This is a genomic window from Cryptosporangium minutisporangium (genome assembly GCF_039536245.1).
GTDB classification, from domain to species: domain Bacteria; phylum Actinomycetota; class Actinomycetes; order Mycobacteriales; family Cryptosporangiaceae; genus Cryptosporangium; species Cryptosporangium minutisporangium.
In genome coordinates, this window is record NZ_BAAAYN010000051.1 from 12,747 (window position 1) to 31,887 (window position 19,141).

The following is a 19,141-nucleotide window of genomic DNA, read 5'->3' on the forward strand; positions in this document are numbered from 1 at the left end:
TCCGGTGGTCACCGGTACCCCTGCCGATCGGCACGTGTCGCTCGACCGGTTCACGCCGGATCCGCGATCCGGGCCCGGCGGCGCCGGTTACGGTTCCCCCGAGGCGGGAGGCGGTGGTTGCGGTGGTGTCGATCGCGCCGGTGGTCGGCGTGCGCGGACGGACGGGACCGCTGTTCGGGGTGGCGTCCGCGCTCTACGGCACGGTGCTCGCCGGCGGTCTGTACGTCGCCGCCGCAGGCCTCGCGCCGGCCGCACCGTGGCGGACCGCGGCGTTCGTCGCCGGGCTGGTCGGATTGCTCGTGCTGGAGTGGGTGGACACCGGCACCCACCGGGGCCTCGTCGTCCGGGCCGTGCTGATCCACGCGGTCGCTGCCGTGGACCCGTCCGGCCTGGCCCGGGTGCTGTTCCTGCTGGTGCCGTTCGCGGTCTACCGCACGCTCGGTCGTCGGGCGGGGCACGTGGCCGCGCTCGGGTACGGCGTCGGGGTCGTCACCTGGTGGACGCTGGCCGACGCCGACTGGCCGTCGGACCCGGAGGCGCTCGGCGACCTGGTCATGTTCACGGTCGGCCTGGCGTTCGCGGTCGCGATGGCCGCGGTCGCGGTGACGGCGGACGTCAACCGGGTCCGCGCGGAGCGTTTGGTGGACGAGTTGGCCGCCTCCCATCGGCGGATCGCCACGCTCGCCGCCGCCGAGGAGCGCGTCCGGGTCGCCCGGGACGTCCACGACAGCCTCGGCCACCACCTCACCGCGATCGCGATCCAGCTGGAGAAGGCCACCGCGTACCGTGAGCGGGACGCGGTGGTCGCCGCCCAGGCGGTGACCGACGCCCACGGATCGGCCCGGGCCGCACTCGCCGACGTCCGCCGCTCGGTGGCGGCGCTGCGGACCGGGACGTCCTCCTCGTTGAGCGCGGAGCTCGCCGCGCTCGCCGCGCGTCTCGGCTCGTCCGGGACCACGGTCACGTCCGCGGTCCACGGCGACGAGCAGAGCTGCCCGCCGGAGCTCCGCGCGACGCTCGTCCGCGTCGCCCAGGAGGGTCTGACCAACGCGGTCCGGCACGCGGGTGCCCGCTCGGTGACGGTGACCGTTCACTGCGCGGCGGACGCGATCGCGCTGACCGTCCGCGACGACGGCTCCGGCCTGCCCGGCGAGGCGCACGACCTACCCGGCTACGGCGTTCCCGGGATGCGCGAGCGGCTCGCCGCGGTGGGCGGGACGCTCGACCTGACCGGCCCGCCCGGCCGCGGCACGACGCTGACCGCGCGGATCCCGGTGGGTGCCGGGTGAGGCCGGTGCGGGTCCTGGTCGTGGACGACCAGCGCCTGGTCCGGGAGGGCGTGGCGTCGCTGCTCGCGCTGGCCGAGGACATCACGGTGGTCGGCACCGCCGCCGACGGCCGGGAAGCGGTGGCCGAGGCCGTCGCACGGCAGCCGGACGTCGTCCTGATGGACGTGCGGATGCCGACCACCGGCGCGGCACCCCCCGCGCAGCCCTCGACCGGAACGGTCGCCGACACCGGCGGGATCGAGGCGACGGCGGTGATCCGCCGGCAGGCCCCCGGCTGCCGCGTGGTGATGCTGACGACGTTCGACGACGAGGAGTACGTCGTCCGGGCGCTCCGGGCCGGCGCCAGCGGTTACTTGCTCAAGGACCTCCCGGCCGCGGAGCTGGCCCGCGCCGTGCGGATGGCGCACGCGGGCGTCGATCAGTTCGATCCGGCGGTGACCGCCCGGCTGCTCGCCGCGCTCGATCGGGGCGCGACGCTGTCCGCCGCCGCACCGCTGCCTGAGGGCGTTCCGCTCACCCCGCGCGAGGTGGACGTGCTGCGGCTGGTCGCCCGGGGCTCCACGAACCGGGAGATCGCCGACACGCTGGTGGTCAGCGAGGGCACGGTGAAGAACCACGTCTCGAACATCCTGAGCCGCCTGGGACTGCGGGACCGCACCCAGGCGGGGCTCTACGCCCGCGACCGCGGTCTGGCCTGACCCTGCGCGGGCCGGGCCGGGCCGGGCCGGGCTGGGCCGGGCAGGGTCGGCCGCGGGCAGGGTCGGCCGCGGGCGCAGGCGGTCAGAGCAGGGTGAGGGTCCGGGGTGTGTCGTTCAGCCGGTCGGGGCCTTCCTCGCCGCAGACCACGATGTCCTCGATCCGGGCGCCGTACCGTCCAGCCAGGTAGAACCCGGGCTCGACGCTGAACGCCATGCCCGGCTCGAGCACGGTCTGGTTGCCGCCGATGATCCAGGGCTCCTCGTGCTCCTCCAGGCCGATACCGTGCCCGGTGCGGTGGATGAACGCATCCCCGTACCCGGCGGCGGTGAGCACGTCCCGGCAGGCGGCGTCGATCGACGCCGCGGTCACCCCCGGCCGCACCGCGGCGACCCCCGCCTCCTGCGCCTCCTGGAGCACCGCGTACGCGGTCGCGAAGCCTTCCGGCGGTGCGCCGAGGACGTAGGTGCGGGTGGAGTCCGAGCAGTACCCCTCGGCCGTGATCCCGCCGATGTCGACGACGACCGGGTCGCCCTCCTCGATCACCCGGTCGGAGACCGCGTGGTGCGGGCTGGCCCCGTTCGGCCCGGAGCCGACGATGACGAACGACACCTGCGCGTGGCCCTCGGCGAGGATCGCGTCCGCGATGTCCCGGCCCACCGCGGCCTCGGTGCGCCCGGCGACCAGCCACTCCCCCATCCGGGCGTGCACCCGGTCGATCGCCTGCCCGGCCCGGCGTAGCGCCTCGACCTCGGCCGGCGACTTCCGGACGCGCAGCGGGCGCAGCACCTTTCCGGCGAGCACCTGGTCGGCGTCGGGGAACGTGGCCCGGAACGCGAGGACCTGCTCGGCCCACATCCGGTCGGCGAGGCCCAGCCGCCGGGGCCCACCGCCGAGCACGCCCCGGATCAGCGCGTACGCGTCCTCGCCCTCCGGGAACGCGCGGATCTCCAGGTCCAGCCCGCCGGCTGGCGACGCCTTCGCGGCCGGCTCCTCCAGCGCGGGGACGACCAGCACCGGGTCGCCGTCCGCGGGCAGAACCAGGCAGGTCAGGCGCTCCAGCGCGTGCGCGTCGTAGCCGGTCAGGTAGCGCAGGTCGGCGCCGGGCGTCAGCAGCAGGGCGTCCAGGCCGGCCTCCGCGGTGGCCTGCTGGGCCACCCGCAGCCGATCGGACGGGTAGAGCGACTCAGACATGCCGTCAGATTACGGCGTTCGACGCCCGGCGGCGGCCCGCACGCCGACGGCCCGCAGGCACGGGGTCAGGCGTCGCTCGGCAGCTTGTAGCGGCTCCGGGACGCGGCCGGCACCAGGTCCAGGTAGTCGAGATGCCGGGCGATCCAGCCGGAGATGTACGGGCAGCGCGGCAGAACCTCCAGGCCGCGGCGGCGCGCGTCGTCCAGGACGTAGCGGGCCAGCTGCGACGCGATGCCGCGCCCCTCGAACTCCGACGGCACCCCGGTGTGGGTGAACATGATGACGTCGCCGTCGAGCTGGTACTCGACCACGCCCGCGAGCGTGCCGTCCAGGTTCGCCTCGTACCGGCTCTCGTCCGGTGCGTCGGTAATGGCCAGCTCGGTCATGGTTACCTCCCCAGGTGCGGTTGTCCGGTGCAGCGCGAGTTCCCCGCTCGGGATTCCCCGCGGGCGTGTGACTCGCGCGACCGGTGGGGCGAAGTCTGGCAGGCTGCAGGCGTGACCAGGACACCCGGGGCGTTGATGCTCCTCGACGCGGCCAGCCTCTACTTCCGTGCGTTCTACGGCGTCCCGACGTCGATCACCGCGCCGGACGGCACGCCGATCAACGCCGTCCGCGGCTTCCTCGACATGACGTCGACGCTGGTCACCCGGTACCGGCCGACCCGGTTGGTGGCGTGTCTCGACGAAGATTGGCGCCCGGCGTGGCGGGTCGCGCTGGTGCCGTCGTACAAGGCGCACCGGCTGGCCGAGCCGACCGGTGACCCGACCGTCGAGGAGGTCCCGGACCTGCTGGCGCCGCAGGTCCCGATCCTGCTGGAGGTCCTGGCCGCGGTCGGGATCGCGGCGGTGGGCGCGGCCGGCTACGAAGCCGACGACGTGATCGGGACGCTGGCCACGCGCGGCCCGGGGCCGGTGGACGTGGTGACCGGCGACCGCGACCTGATCCAGCTGATCGACGACGCGAACGGCGTCCGGGTGCTCTACACCGGACGTGGTGTCGCGAAGCTCGAGGAGATGGACGCCGCCGCGGTGCGCACCAAGTACGGCGTCGAACCGACTCAGTACGCCGACTTCGCCACCCTGCGCGGCGACCCGAGCGACGGCCTGCCGGGCGTCGCGGGCATCGGCGAGAAGACCGCGGCCGGCCTGCTCAGCCGGTTCGGTGATCTCTCGGGCCTGCTGGCCGCGGTGGACGCGCGCAACCCCGCGCTGCCTGCCGCGCACTGGAAGCGGCTGGACGCCGCCCGCGAGTACCTGGCGGTGGCACCGGACGTCGTGAAGGTCGCGTGTGAGGTGGCCATTCCGCCGGTCACCGACGCGCTCCCGTCAGCGCCCGTGGACCCTGAGCGCCTGACAGCGCTGGGGGCCCGCTGGGGGTTGGAGAGCGCCGTCGCGCGCCTCGAGAAGGCGCTCGCCGGGTCCTGACCTCAGATGGACGCTACGCGCGCCGACGTAGCGTCCATCTGACGTCGACGGGGCGCGGCGTCACCCGGCGGCGACGGGACGCGGCGTCGCCCGGCGATCGACAGGGCGCGGCTCAGTGCGGGGACGGGGCCGTGGGGAGCGTCAGGCGGAACGTCGTCCCGTGGCCGGGCGCCGATCGGACGTCGAGGTCACCGCGGTGGGCGCGCGCGATCGCGCTGACCGTGCCCAGGCCGAGGTGTGCGTCCTCCTCCTGACCGCTGCCCTCGCCGAGGACCAGCCGCAGCGGCCGGAGCAGGCCGCGTTGCCGCTCCGGGTCGATGCCGACGCCGGTGTCCTGGACCTCCACCGCGGGTTTCGGCTCGGCCAGCGCCCGGAGTTTCAGCTGCCCGCCGCGGTCGGTGAAGCGGAGCGCGTTGCCGGCCAGGTGACCGATGGCGCGCTCCAGCAGCACCGGGTCGCCGACCGTCCAGACCGGATGCTTCGCCTCCACGGTCACGGCCACCCCGCTGCCGTCCGCCGCCGGTGCCACCGCGGAGCCGACGCGGTCGACCACCGCGGCGAGGTCGACCGGCACGTGATCGCGGGCGGCGTCGCCGTGGCGGGCCCGGGCGAGCAGCAGGAGCGTGTCGATCACCCGGAGCATCCGGTCGGAGTTCGCCTTGACGGCGTTCACCAGTCGTTTCGCGGTCGCTGGGTCCAGGCCGGCTGCCTGGTCGTCGGCGAGGAGTTCGAGCAGCGTGCGGATCGCGGTGAGCGGCGTCCGCAGATGGTGCCCTACCAGGTCGACGAAGTCGTCGATGAAATCGTGCGGGGTGGCGGGGGGACCGCCGTCGCCGACTCCGGTGTCGCGGTTGCGGGACCGGAACGCTGCCTGGAACGCCGCGTGGTCGGCGTCCGGGTCGACGCCGTCCGCGTCGGTGACGTGGGTGCGGGCGTGGTGTCCACTCTCGCCGTCGTCGGGGTGCTGTTCAGGAACGTGAACGCCGTACTCATGACCCGCGTGTTGACGGAGCGGAGCATCCTCGTGCCGCACTGAGCCCCCAGTCGGAATTGCCCACAGTAGATTTGACCCTGCACGGACGCCCGGTATGCCGGAATCTAACCACAGGAAATGCCGCAAACAGCGCCAACGGCGCGCGCAGCGTCGTCCACCACGAGCAGTGAAAGCGCCGCAGGCGCGCGCAGTTTGCTTGAACCTGGAGCCCTCTGAGGGCGGCGCTGCCGATCCGGCGCGGCCACGCCGCGTATAACTTGCTACTCAAGTGGTCGCGCCGGCTCGGCAGCGTCGTTCTCAGAGGGCCGTATAGGCGACTACGCCTCGGCGGGTGGCGTCTATCGCCTGGCGGGCCGTGGACCGCAGGTCGCTGCCGGCCGGGGCCGCGCCCGCGATCTGGTCGAGCAGGTCCAGCACCTGCCGGCACCACCGCACGAAGTCTCCGGCAGGCATCTCACCCTCGACACCCGCCGCCGCGGTGAGCACCCGCTCCAGCGGCTCTCCCCGGGCCCAGCGGTAGGCCGGCCAGACGAAGCCGTAGTCGGGCTCGCGGGTCAGCGCCAGGCCCCGATCCCCCTCGTCGGCCTGCAGCTCCGCGGCGAGGCGACCGATCACGGTGAGCGAGTCCCGCAGCGGCCCGTTCGGTACCGGCGTCGGCCCCTCGTCAGCCCGCCGGGCCTCGTAGACCAGCGCGGACACCGCACCAGCGAGCTCCGCGGCCGACAGGCCATCCCAGACGCCGGCACGCAGGCACTCGGCGACCAGCAGGTCGGACTCGGACCAGATCCGGGCCAGCCCGCTGCCGGCCTCGGTCACCCGCTCGCCGTCCAGGTAACCCCGGCTCTCCAGCAGGCCGCAGACCTGGTCGAAGGTCCTGGCGAGCGAGTTGGTGCGGGTGTGCACGCGCTGCTCGAGCTGGTGGGTCTCCTTCGCCAGGCGGTCGTAGCGCTCGGCCCAGCGGGCGTGCTCCTCCCGGTCGTGGCACCCGTGGCAGGGGTGGCGGCGCAGGGCCGCACGCAGCTCCGCCAGCAGGTCGTCGTCGGCCGCCGCCGCCCGGCCCTTGCGCTTCCGCACCGCGGCCAGGTCGGAGGCGGCGGTCCGCAGCGACGACGCGAGGTCGCGCCGGGCCTGCGGCGACCGGTGGTTGAAGTGCTTCGGCACCCGCATCCGGGTGAGCACCTCGACCTCGTTCGGGAAGTCGGCGAGCGACAGCCGGCCGGCCCAGCGATCGGCGGTGAGCACGAGCGGGCGAGCCTCGCCCAGCGGTTGCGACCCCGGGTCGAGCACGACGGCCAAGCCGGCGCGGCGACCGCTCTGGACCATGACGACGTCGCCGATGCGCAGCCGCTCCAGCGAGTCGGCGGCCGCCGCCCGCCGCTGCGCCGCGCCCTGTTTGGCCAGCGCGTTCTCACGGTCCTTGATCTGCCTGCGCAGCGCCGCGTACTCGGCGAAGTCACCGAGGTGGCAGGTCATCGACTCCAGGTAGGCGTCGAGCGCGTCGTTCTGCCGCTGCGCCTGCTTGGCCAGTCCGACGACGGCCCGGTCGGCCTGGAACTGGGCGAACGAGGTCTCCAGCAGCTCGCGGGCTCGCTCCCGCCCGACCGAGCCGACCAGGTTGACCGCCATGTTGTAGGACGGCCGGAAGCTCGACCGGAGCGGATAGGTGCGGGTCGACGCGAGGCCGGCGACGTGCCGCGGATCGATCTCCGGCGACCAGACCACGACCGCGTGCCCCTCGACGTCGATCCCCCGACGCCCGGCGCGGCCGGTGAGCTGCGTGTACTCCCCCGCCGTCAGGTCGACGTGGGTCTCGCCGTTGAACTTGACCAGGCGCTCCAGCACGACCGAGCGCGCGGGCATGTTGATGCCGAGCGCGAGCGTCTCGGTGGCGAACACGGCCTTGACCAGCCCACGGACGAACAGCTCCTCGACGACCTCCTTGTAGACCGGGAGCAGCCCGGCGTGGTGAGCGGCCAGGCCTCGCTGCAGCCCGTCGAGCCACTCCCAGTAGCCGAGCACCTGTAGGTCTTCGGCCGCGAGGTCGGCGGTGCGCTCCTCGGCGATACGACGGATCTCGATGCGCTCCTCCGGCGTCGTCAGGCGCAAACCGGCGGCCATGCACTGCTGGACGGCGGCGTCGCACCCGGCGCGGCTGAACACGAAGGTGATCGCCGGGAGCAGGCCTTCCCGGTCCAGGCGCTCGATCACGTCGGACCGGTACGGCACCAGGTTCTTCGCCCGGATCGGCCGGCCGGAACGGCTGAACTGGACGCGACGCAGTTGCTCGCGGACGTAGCGGGTGAGTTCCGGGTCGACGTCCTTGTGGGAGGGCTGCCCGGTCGCGGACGCCTTCTCGGTGAACAGGTCGAACATTCGCCGCCCGACGAGCATGTGCTGCCAGAGCGGCACCGGGCGGTGCTCGGAGACGACCACGGCCGTGTCGCCGCGGACGGTGACCAGCCACTCCGCGAACTCCTCGGCGTTGCTGACCGTCGCCGAGAGGGAGACCAGCGAGACCGACTCGGGGAGGTGGATGATCACCTCCTCCCACACCGCGCCGCGGAACCGGTCGGCGAGGTAATGCACCTCGTCCATCACGACGTAGGCCAGGTTCGCCAGGGTCGCGGAGCCGGCGTAGAGCATGTTCCGCAGTACCTCGGTGGTCATGACCACCACCGGCGCGTCGCCGTTGATCGCGTTGTCGCCGGTCAGCAGGCCGACCTTGTCAGCGCCGTACCGGGCGACCAGGTCGTTGAACTTCTGGTTGGACAGCGCCTTGATCGGCGTCGTGTAGAAGCACTTGGTGCCCTGGCGCAGCGCCAGGTGGACCGCGAATTCGCCGACGACCGTCTTCCCGGCGCCGGTCGGGGCGCACACCAGCACCCCGCGCCCGTCTTCGAGCGCCTGGCAGGCCTCCCGCTGGAAGTCATCGAGATCGAACGACAGTTGCGCGGTGAAGTCGGTGTACCCCGGGTAGGCGGCGCGCCGACGAGCCGCCGCGTACTGCTCGGCGGGGGAGCTCATGAGGCCAAGGCTACGCGAGGATGCGACTGGTTCACGCGTCGCGGCCCTCGGGGGTGTTACAGGTCGCGGCCGCCCGAAGAGGCCAGAACCGGGAGATGGCGACATTCTCGATGTTACGGGCGGCGCCACCGGAATTTCCCGCCATTTCTCGCCCGGCGAGTAGGACACACGAGTCGACGGCAGGGTGAATTACCCCGCCGTCGAATTCATGTACCGATTTCCGCTACGCCGTGGTTGCAACTTCCCCGCTCACCACGGAAATACCGTCGACCATCGGCTTCAGCTCGGGAACCTCCGAGAGACAGCGCAGCGTCCGCGTCACCCGTTCGACGTTCAGACCCTGTCGGGCTCCGTCGAACTGCGCTCCTCGCAAGGAATCCACGAGAAGCGGGACGACCGGGCCGAGATCCTGAACCGTCGCACCTTCTCGCGCCAGGATGTCCGGGTCGCAGCCCCATGTCAGGATCCGCATCCGCTGCGCCGGGTCGGCGCCGTCGAACGTGGCACGGCAGCCCCATTGCAGGAAGTCGGCGAGCCGCTTCTTGTGCACGGCGCGATCGTCGACGTCGGAGCTCTCCACGTCCGCGCAGAGCCGCTCGATCTCGGCGGCCACCGGAACCGACGGGTGCGAGGGGCGGGAGATCATCATCCCCTCGTCCTCGGTGAGGTGGGCGTCGTCGGACTCCAGCGCGTTGAGCATCGGGTGGGTCTTGCACGGGTCCGACCAGTCGAGCTGACCGAGGAACGTGTGCTTCTCGTAGCCGGCCGGCAGGCCCATGAAGCAGAGCGGGACGTCTCGGCCGCTCACCGCGATCGTGTGCAGAGCCAGCCGGAGGATGTCGAGCGGCCAACCGAGGTCACCGACCGTGACGAGCGTCGCCTCGCCGTCGTCCACATAGAGCGTCGTGTTGAGCACCAGGGCCACCGCCTCGGACATGCTCTGCACGTACATCAAGCGATAGGGCTCGTGGATGTTCAGGACGCCGGCGTCGACCTTCCGCCGGAAGTCGTCGAAGACGATGCTGTTCTCGGCGATGTGCGTGAACCGGACCATGCCGATCTTCGTCGCGAGCGACGGCGCTTCCTCGGCGATCATCCACTCCGCGACCTTCTTGCTGCCCGCGTAGATGTCGGGCGTGTAGTACCTGGCCGCTTTTCCGGTGGAGGCGTGGACGCAGATGTCCACCCCGAACTGGTCGCAGAGCGTCAGGACGTTCCGCGTGCCGGTGATGTTCGTGCTGATCGTGAACGCGGTCTCGAACTCGGCGAGACCGGGTTCCCGCTGTGCGGCGAGGTGGTAGACGATCTCCGGGTTGAACTCGGCGAAGACCTTGCCGGTCGCTTCCAGGTCGCGGATGTCGGCGATCACCGGAACGACGCGGTTCTCCGCACCCTCCGGAATCGGTGAGTCGCGCAGGTCGAGCGCACAGATCGCGCCGGTCGGCAGACGGTTGGCCAGCGCGGCGACGACCTCCGAGCCGACCGCACCGGCCGCGCCGGTGACGAGCACCCGCTTGCCGCGCAGGAAGTCGGCGAGGCGAGTCGTCTCCAGTGGAACCGCGCGCTGCCGGTAGATCTCCATCGGGTCGACGGTGATCGGTTCGTCGGCGTCGTAGGACTTGATCAGCGCGCTGGTCAGGCCCCACAGCCGGGCGCGCACGGGTTCCGGGTTCGGACCGAAGTCGCCTGCCGGTGCCAGCGCCAGGATTTCGTCGATGATCTCGGCTCGACTGAGCATGGACTGCCCCCCATCCTCGATGTTCGTGACCGTCTGGAGTCGTCTACGGACACCCACCGACTCCCCGACGCGGCCAGGGCCTCCGCGGCCCCGGCCGAGGGGGTGGTGGGGGTGTGGATCGCACGATCGCCCTGGCTGATTCGCGACCCTTCGCCTGACGCCCGGCGCAGCGCGTGAATGGGAATCGTCTGGGTTGCCACCCACGCTCCATTCACGCCGTCCGGCACCGATCAGGGTTCTGGGTTAACGGAAAGTTTCGAATACACGAAGGCCCGCCGGGAAAAGACAATACAGCCCACGCGCATCCCCACGCTATCGGTCCCGCAAGCCGATCGGGTCGAAGTCGAGATCGCGGAGTACCGAATCCGGCAGTTGCCACCACATCGGCGACGGGGTCACGGGGAGTGCTAGCACTGGGACATACTTTCGTCGAAACAATACCGACGTACGGCCCCCTGAACCGTGGTCAACAGCGCTTTTCCCGCGACAGATATCCGTGCAATCGTCACCGAGGGTCGCCTGACGACTTATTACCATTACATATTTGTTTCCTAATAGCGAGCCTGTTTCACGCGAGAACCACGCATTACCTACTTCGCCGATAGGAGTGCCTCGACCGCAGTCGACGTGGTGAAGTGGGTTAACGTGGCGACGTGTCAGATGCCCGACAGCTCCGCCCTATTGACGCCGTCCTCTTCGATTTCTCCGGCACGTTGCTCTCGGTCGAGCCCGCCGAGGAGTGGCTCCGGAGAGCCGCTACTCCGCTCGGACTCCACTACTCCCCCACGGAGGCAGCCGAGCTGACCGAGCGGCTGCTGTGGGCCGGTCGCCCCGGCGGTCCCGCGCCGTCGGACCTCACCGGTGCGCTGATCGACGCGTACGCGTCCCGGGACCTCACCCCGGAATTGCACCGGGAGACCTACACCGCGCTGATGGCCCGCGCCGACCTGCCCGACCCCCGACTCGTCGACGCGCTCTACGACGCGATGCTGCCGCCGGAGGCCTGGGTGCCCTACCCGGACGCCGCACCGGTGCTCGCCACCCTGCAGGAACACGGCATCAAGGTCGCCGTGGTCAGCAACATCGCGCACGACCTGCGGCCGACGTTCGACCAGCACGGGCTGAGCCGCTGGATCGACGCGTTCGTGTTCTCGTACGAGCTCGAGGTGATGAAGCCGAGCCCGAAGATCTTCCACGCGGCGTGCGAAGCGCTCGACGTGGTGCCGGAGCGCGCGCTGATGGTCGGGGACACGACCGCGGACGCGGGGGCGGTCGAGGTAGGGATGCCGGTGCTGGTGCTGCCGGCCAGCCCGCCCGGTGTGGTCCACGGCTTGGCGGCGGTGTTGGCGCTCGCGGGAATCTGACCACCGCGCGCCGGCCTGGCGCGGCCGGCCCAGGCCGCCTGGGACCGGTCGGGCCGGGCCGAGTGCTTCCCGGCGGCGGGCGGACCGCTGAACGGCCGGGGAGGATCAGCCGTTCGGCCGGAACCGCCGGTGAAGGCTCAGCTCGGCGATTCCCGCGCCGACCTCCCCGGCGAAGCGCGAACGCACCCGCGATCGCGGTCCGGACCAGGCACGGAGCGTGCCGGTCTCACGGAGGAGACCCCCATGCTTGCTGTCCGCACCCGGCGCACTCGCCTCGTCGCCGCGCTCGGGGCCAGCGTCCTGGCCAGCGGTGCGGTGCTCGCCGGCGCGTCCATCGCGTCCGCCGCGGTCGCGCCCGCGCTGTCGATCAAGTCGCTGAGCATCAGCAAGGGCAACATCGCCGGCGGCACCGCGGTCGTCATCACCGGAAAGGGCTTCAACGCTCTCGACGAAGGCGTGCCGGCGAGCGTCATGTTCGGCACCCAGGCGGTCGCTTTCTTCAACGTGCTCTCCGACACCCAGCTCGCCACCAGGGCGCCCGTCCCCGCCTCATCGGATCTGAGAGACCTGGTGAAGGTGCAGGTCAAGATCACCGACGGCGACCACACGACCGCGAACACCACCGCGGACGACTTCACCTACCTCCCGCCGATCGCGGTCGCGGTCCCGGCCGACACCGTGTTCAGCGCCGCCGGCGGTACGGTCGTGCGCCTGACGCTCAGCGGCGACAACCTCGACCTCGGCACCGCACCGACGTTCGCGTCGAAGAAGATCAGCGCGACCGTCAACGGCGTGCTCGGCAAGCTGAAGTACGTGGACGCGACCCACGTCGACCTCGCCGCGCCTCCCGGAACGCCGACCACGAGCGGCGGTGCGGTCACGGTCGCGGTGTTCAACGACGGTGTTCCCGGCCCGGTGGACGACGAGCACGCCACGTACGCCGCGGTGGTGAGCAGGCTCAGCGTGACGTCCGGCAAGACGACCGGGACCGAGGGCATCGACGGCGACAAACCCAAGCCGGCCCTGACGATCACCGGCGCAGGCCTGACCGGCGCGGAGTGGAAGATCGGCGAGGACGCCCTTTCCTGCACGGCCGTCGCCGGCAAGGCGTCGACGACCTGGACCTGCCAGGACATCCCGGCGGGCGACGCCGGACCGGTCTCGGTCCTGCCCGAGTTCAGCAACGGCGCCGTGGCCGCGGTGACCGCCGGCGCGACTTACACCTACAGCGAGCTGTAACCCTCCCGAGTCAGACGCCGGGGCCCCTGTCGGGGTTCCGGCGTTCGGCGTCCCGGAGGCTCAGTGCACCGAGAAGCCGCCGTCGACGAAGAGCGTCTGACCGGTGACGTACGCCGCGGCGTCGCTCGCGAGGAACACCGCGACGCCCGCGTAGTCGTCCGGCTCGCCGTTGCGGCCGATCATCGTGCGGGCCGCCATCGCACCGGCTTTGGCCGGGTCGGCGAAGACCGGCGCGGTGAGCGGCGTCCGCACCACGCCGGGCGCCACCGCGTTGCAGCACACACCGCGCGCGGACCACGCCTCGGCCTGCGACCGGGTCAGCGCGGTCACGCCACCCTTCGAGACTCCGTACGCACCGCTGTTCAGATACGCCCGGACGGCCTGTTGGGACGCCACGTGGATGATGCGGCCCCAGCCACGGGCCGCCATGCCGGGGCCGAACCGCTGTCCGAGCAGGAACGGCGCGGTGAGGTTCAGCTCCAGCGTGGCGTCCCAGTCGTCGAGCGAGAGCTCGTCCATCGGCGGCCGGTGGTTGACCGCGGCCGCGGTCACCACGATGTCCGGCTCCCCGAACACCGCGGCGGCCTCCTCGGCGGCCCGCGCCACCTCGCCCCGGTCGCCCAGGTCGGCGCTGACCGCCACCGCCTCGACACCGTGCCCGCGCAGCTCCGCGACCGTCTCGTCGAGAGCGTCCTGGCGACGCGCGACCACGACGACCCGCGCACCGGCCCGACCGAGCGCACCGGCCATCGTCCGGCCGATCCCCGAGCTACCGCCGGTCACCAGCGCGACGCGGCCGGCCAGCGAGAACAGTTCGTTCAAGTACTCCGTCACGCCGTCCTCCGGTAGACGCTGAGGGTGACCGACACGGTGACCTCGACCGGCTCGGCGAGCGTCGCGACCCGGGCTTCCAGGGTTGCCGGGTCGACGTGCCAGGCCGCCGGACCCATCGCGACCGCGGTCACCGCCTCCGCGTGGCTCAACCGCAGGGTGGTCTCGTGGGTCTGCGCGCCGGTCGCCGTCAGGTACGGCCCGAGCGCGGCGTCGAGGCGGTCGGTCTTCCGCGGATCGACCGAGACGGCTCCCACCGCGGTCGCGAGCTCCCGCAGGTGCCGGTCGGTCGGCGCGGCCACGACCACGACCCCGCCGGGGCGCAGCACGCGGTGCAGTTCCGCGCCGTTGCGCGGAGCAAAAACAATGAGGACGACGTCGGCCGCGCCGGTCCGCAGCGGCAGCGGACGCCAGGCATCGCACCGGACCGCACCGGCCCGAGGGTGCGCGCGGGCCGCTCGGCGCAGTGCGTAGCCGGAGATGTCCGCGGCGACGCCGACCCAGCCGGGCACCGCGTCCAGGACCCCGGCGAGGTGGTGCCCGGTCCCGGCGCCGAGGTCGACGACACACCCCGCCGCGCCGCGGGTCCCGCCGTCGGCGCCCGACAGCAAGTCGGTCCGCTCCTCGGGGGCCGACGGGGAGTCGGCGGCGAACTGGGCGGCGTGGGTGGCTAGCGCGGCGGTGAGATCGGCGAAGTGGCCGCCCGCGAGGAACGCCTCCCGGGCCGCGACCATCGCGCCCGTGTCACCCGGCACCGTGGGCGCCTGGCCGGTGAGGAGGCTGACGTATCCCTGTTTCGCCACGTCGAAGCTGTGCCCGGCGGGGCAGCCCAGGGTCCGTCCGTCGAGCGCGAGACCGACGTCGTCACCCGTGCGCGCGGCGCAGTGCGGGCAGCGGAGCCGGTCGACGACGTCCACCAGCACCGTGGAAGTCCTCCGCCCGTTCGCCCGATCCGCCGGTAGGCATCCTTCCATCCGGCGGGCGGCGGAGCGGACAGCGGTCCGCCGAACGAGGAGCGGCCCCGACCGCGGCCGGTCAGGTCGGGACGCAGACCCGGCTGGTCGCGACCTGCATGCTGATCGGAGCGCTGCGGAAGTAGCTCGGGTAGATCGCTTCGAGCCAGAACACGTACGGCGCGCGCCGGGTCAACGACCCGACCCGCACGTTCGCGGTGCCACCGGTGGCCGGAGGCCGCACGTTCACCTTCCGGTAGGTCTGCGGCGCTCCGGGCGCGATGTTCTGCGGCACGACCCAGATCTTGTACGCGCTGACCGGGCCGTCCCAGTAGCTACGGACCCAGGTCACAGTGCAGGCCGACTTCGCTGCGGTCACGCGCACCTGCACGCGCCAGTACGGGTCCGCGTGGGCCGGTGCAGCCGGGCCGACCAGGACGCCGAGAAGGACGGCGAGCCCGAGAAAGGCGGCGGCGAGACGGCGGGTGGGCACGGCGGTTCCTCTCGAACGAGTCGTCAACCCACCTCATCGGCGCGCACGTCGCCGCCTTTACCAGTGCTCCCGATCCGCACCCGTCTCGACGTCAGCTGGAGAGTTGCGCGCCGATCAGCCGAACGGCGTCGGGAACGCAGGTCAGCGTGAGCGGCAGCGGCACGAGCGGCTCACCGTCCGCGAACACGCTCGCGCCCGGGGCGTCCACCCGGATCGTGGCGGCTCGGTAGGTACGGACCGCGGGGTGCGTGACGTGGGTTCCCGAGTACAGGCGGGGCTTGACCCGGATCAGTTCCAATCGGCTCACCGGGTCGACGACCGTGACGTCGAGCAGACCGTCGGTGGGGTCGGCGTCCGGGCACATCCGCATGCCGCCGCCGTAGCTGCGGGTGTTGCCGATCGCGACGAGCAGGGCGGGCCCTTCGACGGTCGTCCCGTCGAGCTCGAGCGTGAGCGGGTACGTGCGGAGCCGCGCCAGCTCGGCGAGGATCGCAAGATCGTAGCGGCGGGGACCGCGGGGCCACTGCATCCGGTTGGCCCGGGCGTTCACCGCTGAGTCGAAGCCCACCGAGAGGATCGCGGCGTACCAGGGTCCGTCCGCGTGCGGGGGTGCGGTCGCGTGAGGGGGTGCGGTCGATAGCGGTGCCGCGCTGGACACGCGCACGGCGTCGATGACGGTGGTTCGCGCGGCCGCGAGATCGGCGAGCACCGCGTGGGCGGCGGCGACCGGATCGGCCGGCACTCCTACGGCGTCCGCCAAGTCGTTGCCGGTGCCCAATGGGATCAGGCCGAGCGGGACACCGGTCCCGGCGACCGCCTGCAAGGCGAGGTGCGCGGTGCCGTCACCACCGACCGCAACCACGCCGACGGCGCCCGCCTCGACCGCAGCGCGCGCGGCGGCGATCGCGTCGGCTCTGGTCGATGCGGGCAGGACAACGGGGTCGGCCGCACGAAGCGCGGCCAGCACTGCGGGCAGGTGCCGCCCGACCTGGCCACGCCCGGCAGCCGGGTGCGCGATTACCGCCAAAGACACGGCGCACCCTATCGCTCGCCGAACGACGCGGCCCCACCGGCGGGGCCGCGTCGTCGTGCGGTGTTACTCGAGGTCGTCCCGGCGGGTCGGCGCGGGGTCCGCACTCGCTTGGACCGGACCGCTGGCTTGGACCGGACCGCTGGCTTGGACCGGGCCGCTCGCCTCGACCGGCTCGAGCACCGGCTCGATCTCCGACGCCTCGTCGTCCGCCAGGCCGGCGAGCCCGTTCCGGGCGGCGACGCGGGCGCGCCGACGCTCGTTGAGGAACGCGGCACCGACCGCGGCGAAGTAGAGCGCGGTCATCGCCAGGCCGAGCGCGGTCATGCCGAACGGGTCGGGGGTCGGCGTGACGATCGCGGTGAACACGAACGTCAGGAACACCGCGGCGCGCCACCAACCGAGCAGCCGCTTCGCGCTCGCCACCCCGGCGAGGTTCAGCATGAACACGATCAGCGGGAACTCGAACCCGACACCGAAGATCATCAGCATGCCGGTCACGAAATCGATGTAACCGGCGATGTTCGTCGTGAACTGATACTCCCCGTCGACCGGGAGCAGGTACTCGATGCCCTTCGCGACGACGAAGTGCGCGAGCACGGCGCCTGCGACGAACAGCGGCACGGCGAACGCGATGAACGCGTACGACCACTTCCGCTCCCGGGCGTGCAGCCCGGGAGCGACGAACGCCCACAGCTGGAACAGCCAGATCGGCGACGCGATGATCAGGCCCAGGTAGAGCGCGATCTTCAAGCGGACGATCGTCGGCTCGAGTGGCGTCGTGGCGTTGAGCGCGCACTCGCCGTCGGCGAATCGGCTGCAGTAGGGCTCGGTCAGGAACCGTTGTACCGGCAGGGAGAAGTACAGGCCGATACAGAGGCCGAGGACGATGCCCAGGCACGCCTTGAACAGGCGGTCACGCAACTCACGGATGTGCTCCATGAGCGTCATCGAGCCGTCCGGCGACACCGGCCTCTTCGGCGTGCGTCGACGGAGGCGGAGCGCCGGGCTCACCGCTGGTCGCGGGTCTCGCTTCGTGAGTCGACCACCCGGGATTCGACGACCGGGTTGGGCCGCTCACCGAACTGGTCTGCCGGATCGCCGCGATCGTCGGTCAGCGGCGCACGTTCGTGCTTGGCCTCGGCCTTGCCCTTGACGTCGTCCTCCATGAGGCCTTTGGTCTCGGCCTTGAAGATCCGCAGCGAACGGCCGAGGCCGCGAGCCGCGTCGGGCAGACGCTTCGCCCCGAACAGCAAGAGCAGCACGACGACGAGTACTGCGATATGCCAGGGCTTCAGAGCACCCATGACGACACCTCTCCTATCGGATACCGGTTCATCGTACGTCTCACCGGGCAGGCGATCGGAAGGATAGGTCCTAGGGCTGAGAACCCGACGAGCGGGGCGGCCCGGAGCGGGGTCGACGAAGCCCAGGCCGTCGCGATTCAGCACGGCGACGAACCGGCGCGGAAACGTTCCTCGCGATTGGGTCGTCCCGTAGGTTCGGGGCCGTGCAGCGAGGGCGTGCGGACCGGTCGCGGCGGCGCGTCATCGTCGGGGAGCTCCGCCGGGGTGGCCCACGGTTGCTGATCGTGGCGGCTGGCTGGGGCGCGGCGATCGGTGTGCTGGGCGGCATGATCGGGCTGGGCGGCGCGGAGTTCCGGCTGCCGCTGTTGATCGGCGTGTTCGGGTTCGTGGCGCTGCAAGCGGTGATCCTGAACAAGGCGATGAGCCTGGTCGTGGTGTTCACCGCGCTGCCCGCGCGGCTGGGGGCCGTTCCGTTCGATCAGCTCGCCGAACACTGGACGGTCGTGGCCAACCTGCTCGCCGGGAGTGTCGTGGGCGCGTGGCTGGGAGCCGCGTGGGCGACCCGAATGCGTTCGGCGACGCTGTATCGGGTGCTGGCCGGGTTGCTGGTGCTGATCGCCGTGGCGTTCGCGGTGACGCACGTCGGCGAGGTTCAGGCACTGGAGCTGCCACCGGTCGTCCGGGTCGTGGCCGGGGTGGCCGCCGGGGCTGGGATCGGTGTGGTCGCGGCGATCATGGGAGTGGCCGGGGGCGAGCTGCTGATCCCCACGATCGTGCTGTTGTTCGCGATCGACATCAAGACCGCGGGCAGCCTGTCGTTGGCGGTGTCGTTGCCGACGATGCTGGTGGCGTTCGCCCGCTACCGGCGGGACGACTCCTTCCGGGTCATTCGGGAACAGTGGGTTTTCGTGCTGGTGATGGCCGCAGGGTCGATCACGGGCACCGTGTTGGGCGGGTTGTTGCTGGGGGTGGTGCCGGTACCTGTTCTGGTGCCGCTGCTGGTGGCGTTGCTGCTGTTCTCGGCGGTTCGGGTATGGCGCCACGAGTGACGCCCTCTCAGGCGCCGCACGCTTCGGCGTGGTCATGGGGGTTGACGGCGCGGCCGTGATGCGCGCCGCGGTCGGAGGGCGACGCGATCATCTTGCGCGGCAGAGTGGCGTGGCGTGGCGCGGACGCTGCTGCGGGCGCGAGCGCTGTGCGGGCGCGCGCGGCGGCGGCGCGGTACGACACGCGGCCACGCGGAAGCGCGCTCAGGGAGTGGGGCGGACCGCCTCGACCTTGGCCTGCACTTCCAGCACGCGCGCCTGAAGGCGTTCCAGCTCGGCCTGCAGCGTCTGCGCCTCAGCGGCCTTGCCCCGGAGTACCCCCACGGCATGCTGCAGCCGGCGGAGCTTGGGCAGCAACGGCGCGGCCAACGCACCCAGCGCGACGACACCCACCACGACCAGGGCTACGACGATCCAGCTCGCAACGGTCACAGACCGCACCCTAATGCAACGGCTTCGCCGAGCGCGGTCGCGCCCCCGAGGCGCCAGCACGACGCAACGGCGGCCGCGAGGCGA

Annotated in this window: 18 protein-coding genes; 6 read left to right on the forward strand and 12 right to left on the reverse strand. The window is 72.0% G+C overall.

Annotated elements, in window-relative coordinates; all coding sequences use genetic code 11:
* Positions 1-113: 113 nt before the first annotated feature.
* On the forward strand, positions 114-1,289 hold the full coding sequence (locus tag ABEB28_RS35255) for a sensor histidine kinase (RefSeq protein WP_345732611.1): 1,176 nt from the start codon (positions 114-116) through the stop codon (positions 1,287-1,289).
* A complete protein-coding gene (locus ABEB28_RS35260) occupies positions 1,286-1,987 on the forward strand; it encodes a response regulator (RefSeq protein ID WP_345732612.1) in 702 nt (233 codons plus the stop codon). The genes ABEB28_RS35255 and ABEB28_RS35260 overlap by 4 nt, the downstream gene beginning before the upstream one ends.
* A gap of 82 nt (positions 1,988-2,069) precedes the next feature.
* Here ABEB28_RS35260 and ABEB28_RS35265 read toward each other — a convergent pair whose 3' ends face one another.
* Complete coding sequence (locus ABEB28_RS35265; RefSeq protein WP_345732613.1) at positions 2,070-3,179, reverse strand: M24 family metallopeptidase; 1,110 nt, start codon at positions 3,177-3,179, stop codon at positions 2,070-2,072.
* Between the two features lie 65 nt (positions 3,180-3,244).
* Complete coding sequence (locus ABEB28_RS35270; protein WP_345732614.1) at positions 3,245-3,565, reverse strand: GNAT family N-acetyltransferase; 321 nt, start codon at positions 3,563-3,565, stop codon at positions 3,245-3,247.
* 135 nt (positions 3,566-3,700) lie between these two features.
* On the opposite strand from ABEB28_RS35270, the gene ABEB28_RS35275 reads away from it, so the two are divergent.
* Positions 3,701-4,606: a 5'-3' exonuclease gene (locus tag ABEB28_RS35275; protein WP_345732655.1), complete on the forward strand. Its 906-nt coding sequence runs from the start codon at positions 3,701-3,703 to the stop codon at positions 4,604-4,606.
* Positions 4,607-4,718: 112 nt separating this feature from the next.
* On the opposite strand, the gene ABEB28_RS35280 is transcribed toward ABEB28_RS35275, so the two are convergent.
* The 3 genes from ABEB28_RS35280 to ABEB28_RS35290 form a co-directional block, all read right to left on the reverse strand.
* Positions 4,719-5,639: a sensor histidine kinase gene (locus ABEB28_RS35280; RefSeq protein ID WP_345732615.1), complete on the reverse strand. Its 921-nt coding sequence runs from the start codon at positions 5,637-5,639 to the stop codon at positions 4,719-4,721.
* 258 nt (positions 5,640-5,897) lie between these two features.
* Positions 5,898-8,624 (reverse strand): DEAD/DEAH box helicase, encoded by a 2,727-nt coding sequence (locus tag ABEB28_RS35285; protein ID WP_345732616.1) that lies wholly within the window; start codon positions 8,622-8,624, stop codon positions 5,898-5,900.
* Positions 8,625-8,847: 223 nt separating this feature from the next.
* Positions 8,848-10,362 carry a polysaccharide biosynthesis protein gene (locus ABEB28_RS35290; protein ID WP_345732617.1) on the reverse strand — a complete coding sequence of 505 codons (1,515 nt, stop codon included), beginning with the start codon at positions 10,360-10,362 and terminating at the stop codon, positions 8,848-8,850.
* 653 nt (positions 10,363-11,015) lie between these two features.
* On the opposite strand from ABEB28_RS35290, the gene ABEB28_RS35295 reads away from it, so the two are divergent.
* The gene (locus ABEB28_RS35295) at positions 11,016-11,726 is read left to right on the forward strand and encodes an HAD family hydrolase (RefSeq protein WP_345732618.1); all 711 of its coding nucleotides are present in this window, start codon (positions 11,016-11,018) and stop codon (positions 11,724-11,726) included.
* 243 nt (positions 11,727-11,969) lie between these two features.
* Complete coding sequence (locus ABEB28_RS35300) at positions 11,970-12,965, forward strand: IPT/TIG domain-containing protein (RefSeq protein ID WP_345732619.1); 996 nt, start codon at positions 11,970-11,972, stop codon at positions 12,963-12,965.
* Positions 12,966-13,025: 60 nt separating this feature from the next.
* Here the strand turns inward: ABEB28_RS35300 and ABEB28_RS35305 are convergent, their stop codons facing one another.
* The 6 genes from ABEB28_RS35305 to tatA form a co-directional block, all read right to left on the reverse strand.
* Entirely contained in the window at positions 13,026-13,799 is a 774-nt protein-coding gene (locus ABEB28_RS35305; RefSeq protein ID WP_345732620.1) for an SDR family NAD(P)-dependent oxidoreductase, read from the reverse strand.
* Entirely contained in the window at positions 13,796-14,719 is a 924-nt protein-coding gene (locus ABEB28_RS35310; protein WP_345732621.1) for a methyltransferase domain-containing protein, read from the reverse strand. The genes ABEB28_RS35305 and ABEB28_RS35310 overlap by 4 nt, the downstream gene beginning before the upstream one ends.
* Before the next feature lie 112 nt (positions 14,720-14,831).
* Positions 14,832-15,242: a hypothetical protein gene (locus ABEB28_RS35315; protein WP_345732622.1), complete on the reverse strand. Its 411-nt coding sequence runs from the start codon at positions 15,240-15,242 to the stop codon at positions 14,832-14,834.
* Positions 15,243-15,333: 91 nt separating this feature from the next.
* Entirely contained in the window at positions 15,334-16,275 is a 942-nt protein-coding gene (locus ABEB28_RS35320; RefSeq protein WP_345732623.1) for a diacylglycerol kinase family protein, read from the reverse strand.
* Positions 16,276-16,338: 63 nt separating this feature from the next.
* Positions 16,339-17,223 carry a twin-arginine translocase subunit TatC gene (tatC, locus tag ABEB28_RS35325; RefSeq protein WP_345732624.1) on the reverse strand — a complete coding sequence of 295 codons (885 nt, stop codon included), beginning with the start codon at positions 17,221-17,223 and terminating at the stop codon, positions 16,339-16,341.
* Positions 17,224-17,282: 59 nt separating this feature from the next.
* Positions 17,283-17,579 (reverse strand): Sec-independent protein translocase subunit TatA, encoded by a 297-nt coding sequence (gene tatA, locus ABEB28_RS35330; protein ID WP_345732625.1) that lies wholly within the window; start codon positions 17,577-17,579, stop codon positions 17,283-17,285.
* Positions 17,580-17,821: 242 nt separating this feature from the next.
* Between tatA and ABEB28_RS35335 the strand changes: the two genes are divergently transcribed.
* Positions 17,822-18,628, forward strand: coding sequence for a sulfite exporter TauE/SafE family protein (locus tag ABEB28_RS35335; RefSeq protein ID WP_345732656.1), 807 nt, complete (start codon positions 17,822-17,824; stop codon positions 18,626-18,628).
* A 201-nt stretch (positions 18,629-18,829) separates the two neighbouring features.
* Here ABEB28_RS35335 and ABEB28_RS35340 read toward each other — a convergent pair whose 3' ends face one another.
* Positions 18,830-19,057, reverse strand: a complete 228-nt coding sequence (locus ABEB28_RS35340; RefSeq protein ID WP_345732626.1) for a hypothetical protein — start codon at positions 19,055-19,057, stop codon at positions 18,830-18,832.
* Between the last annotated feature and the right edge of the window lie 84 nt (positions 19,058-19,141).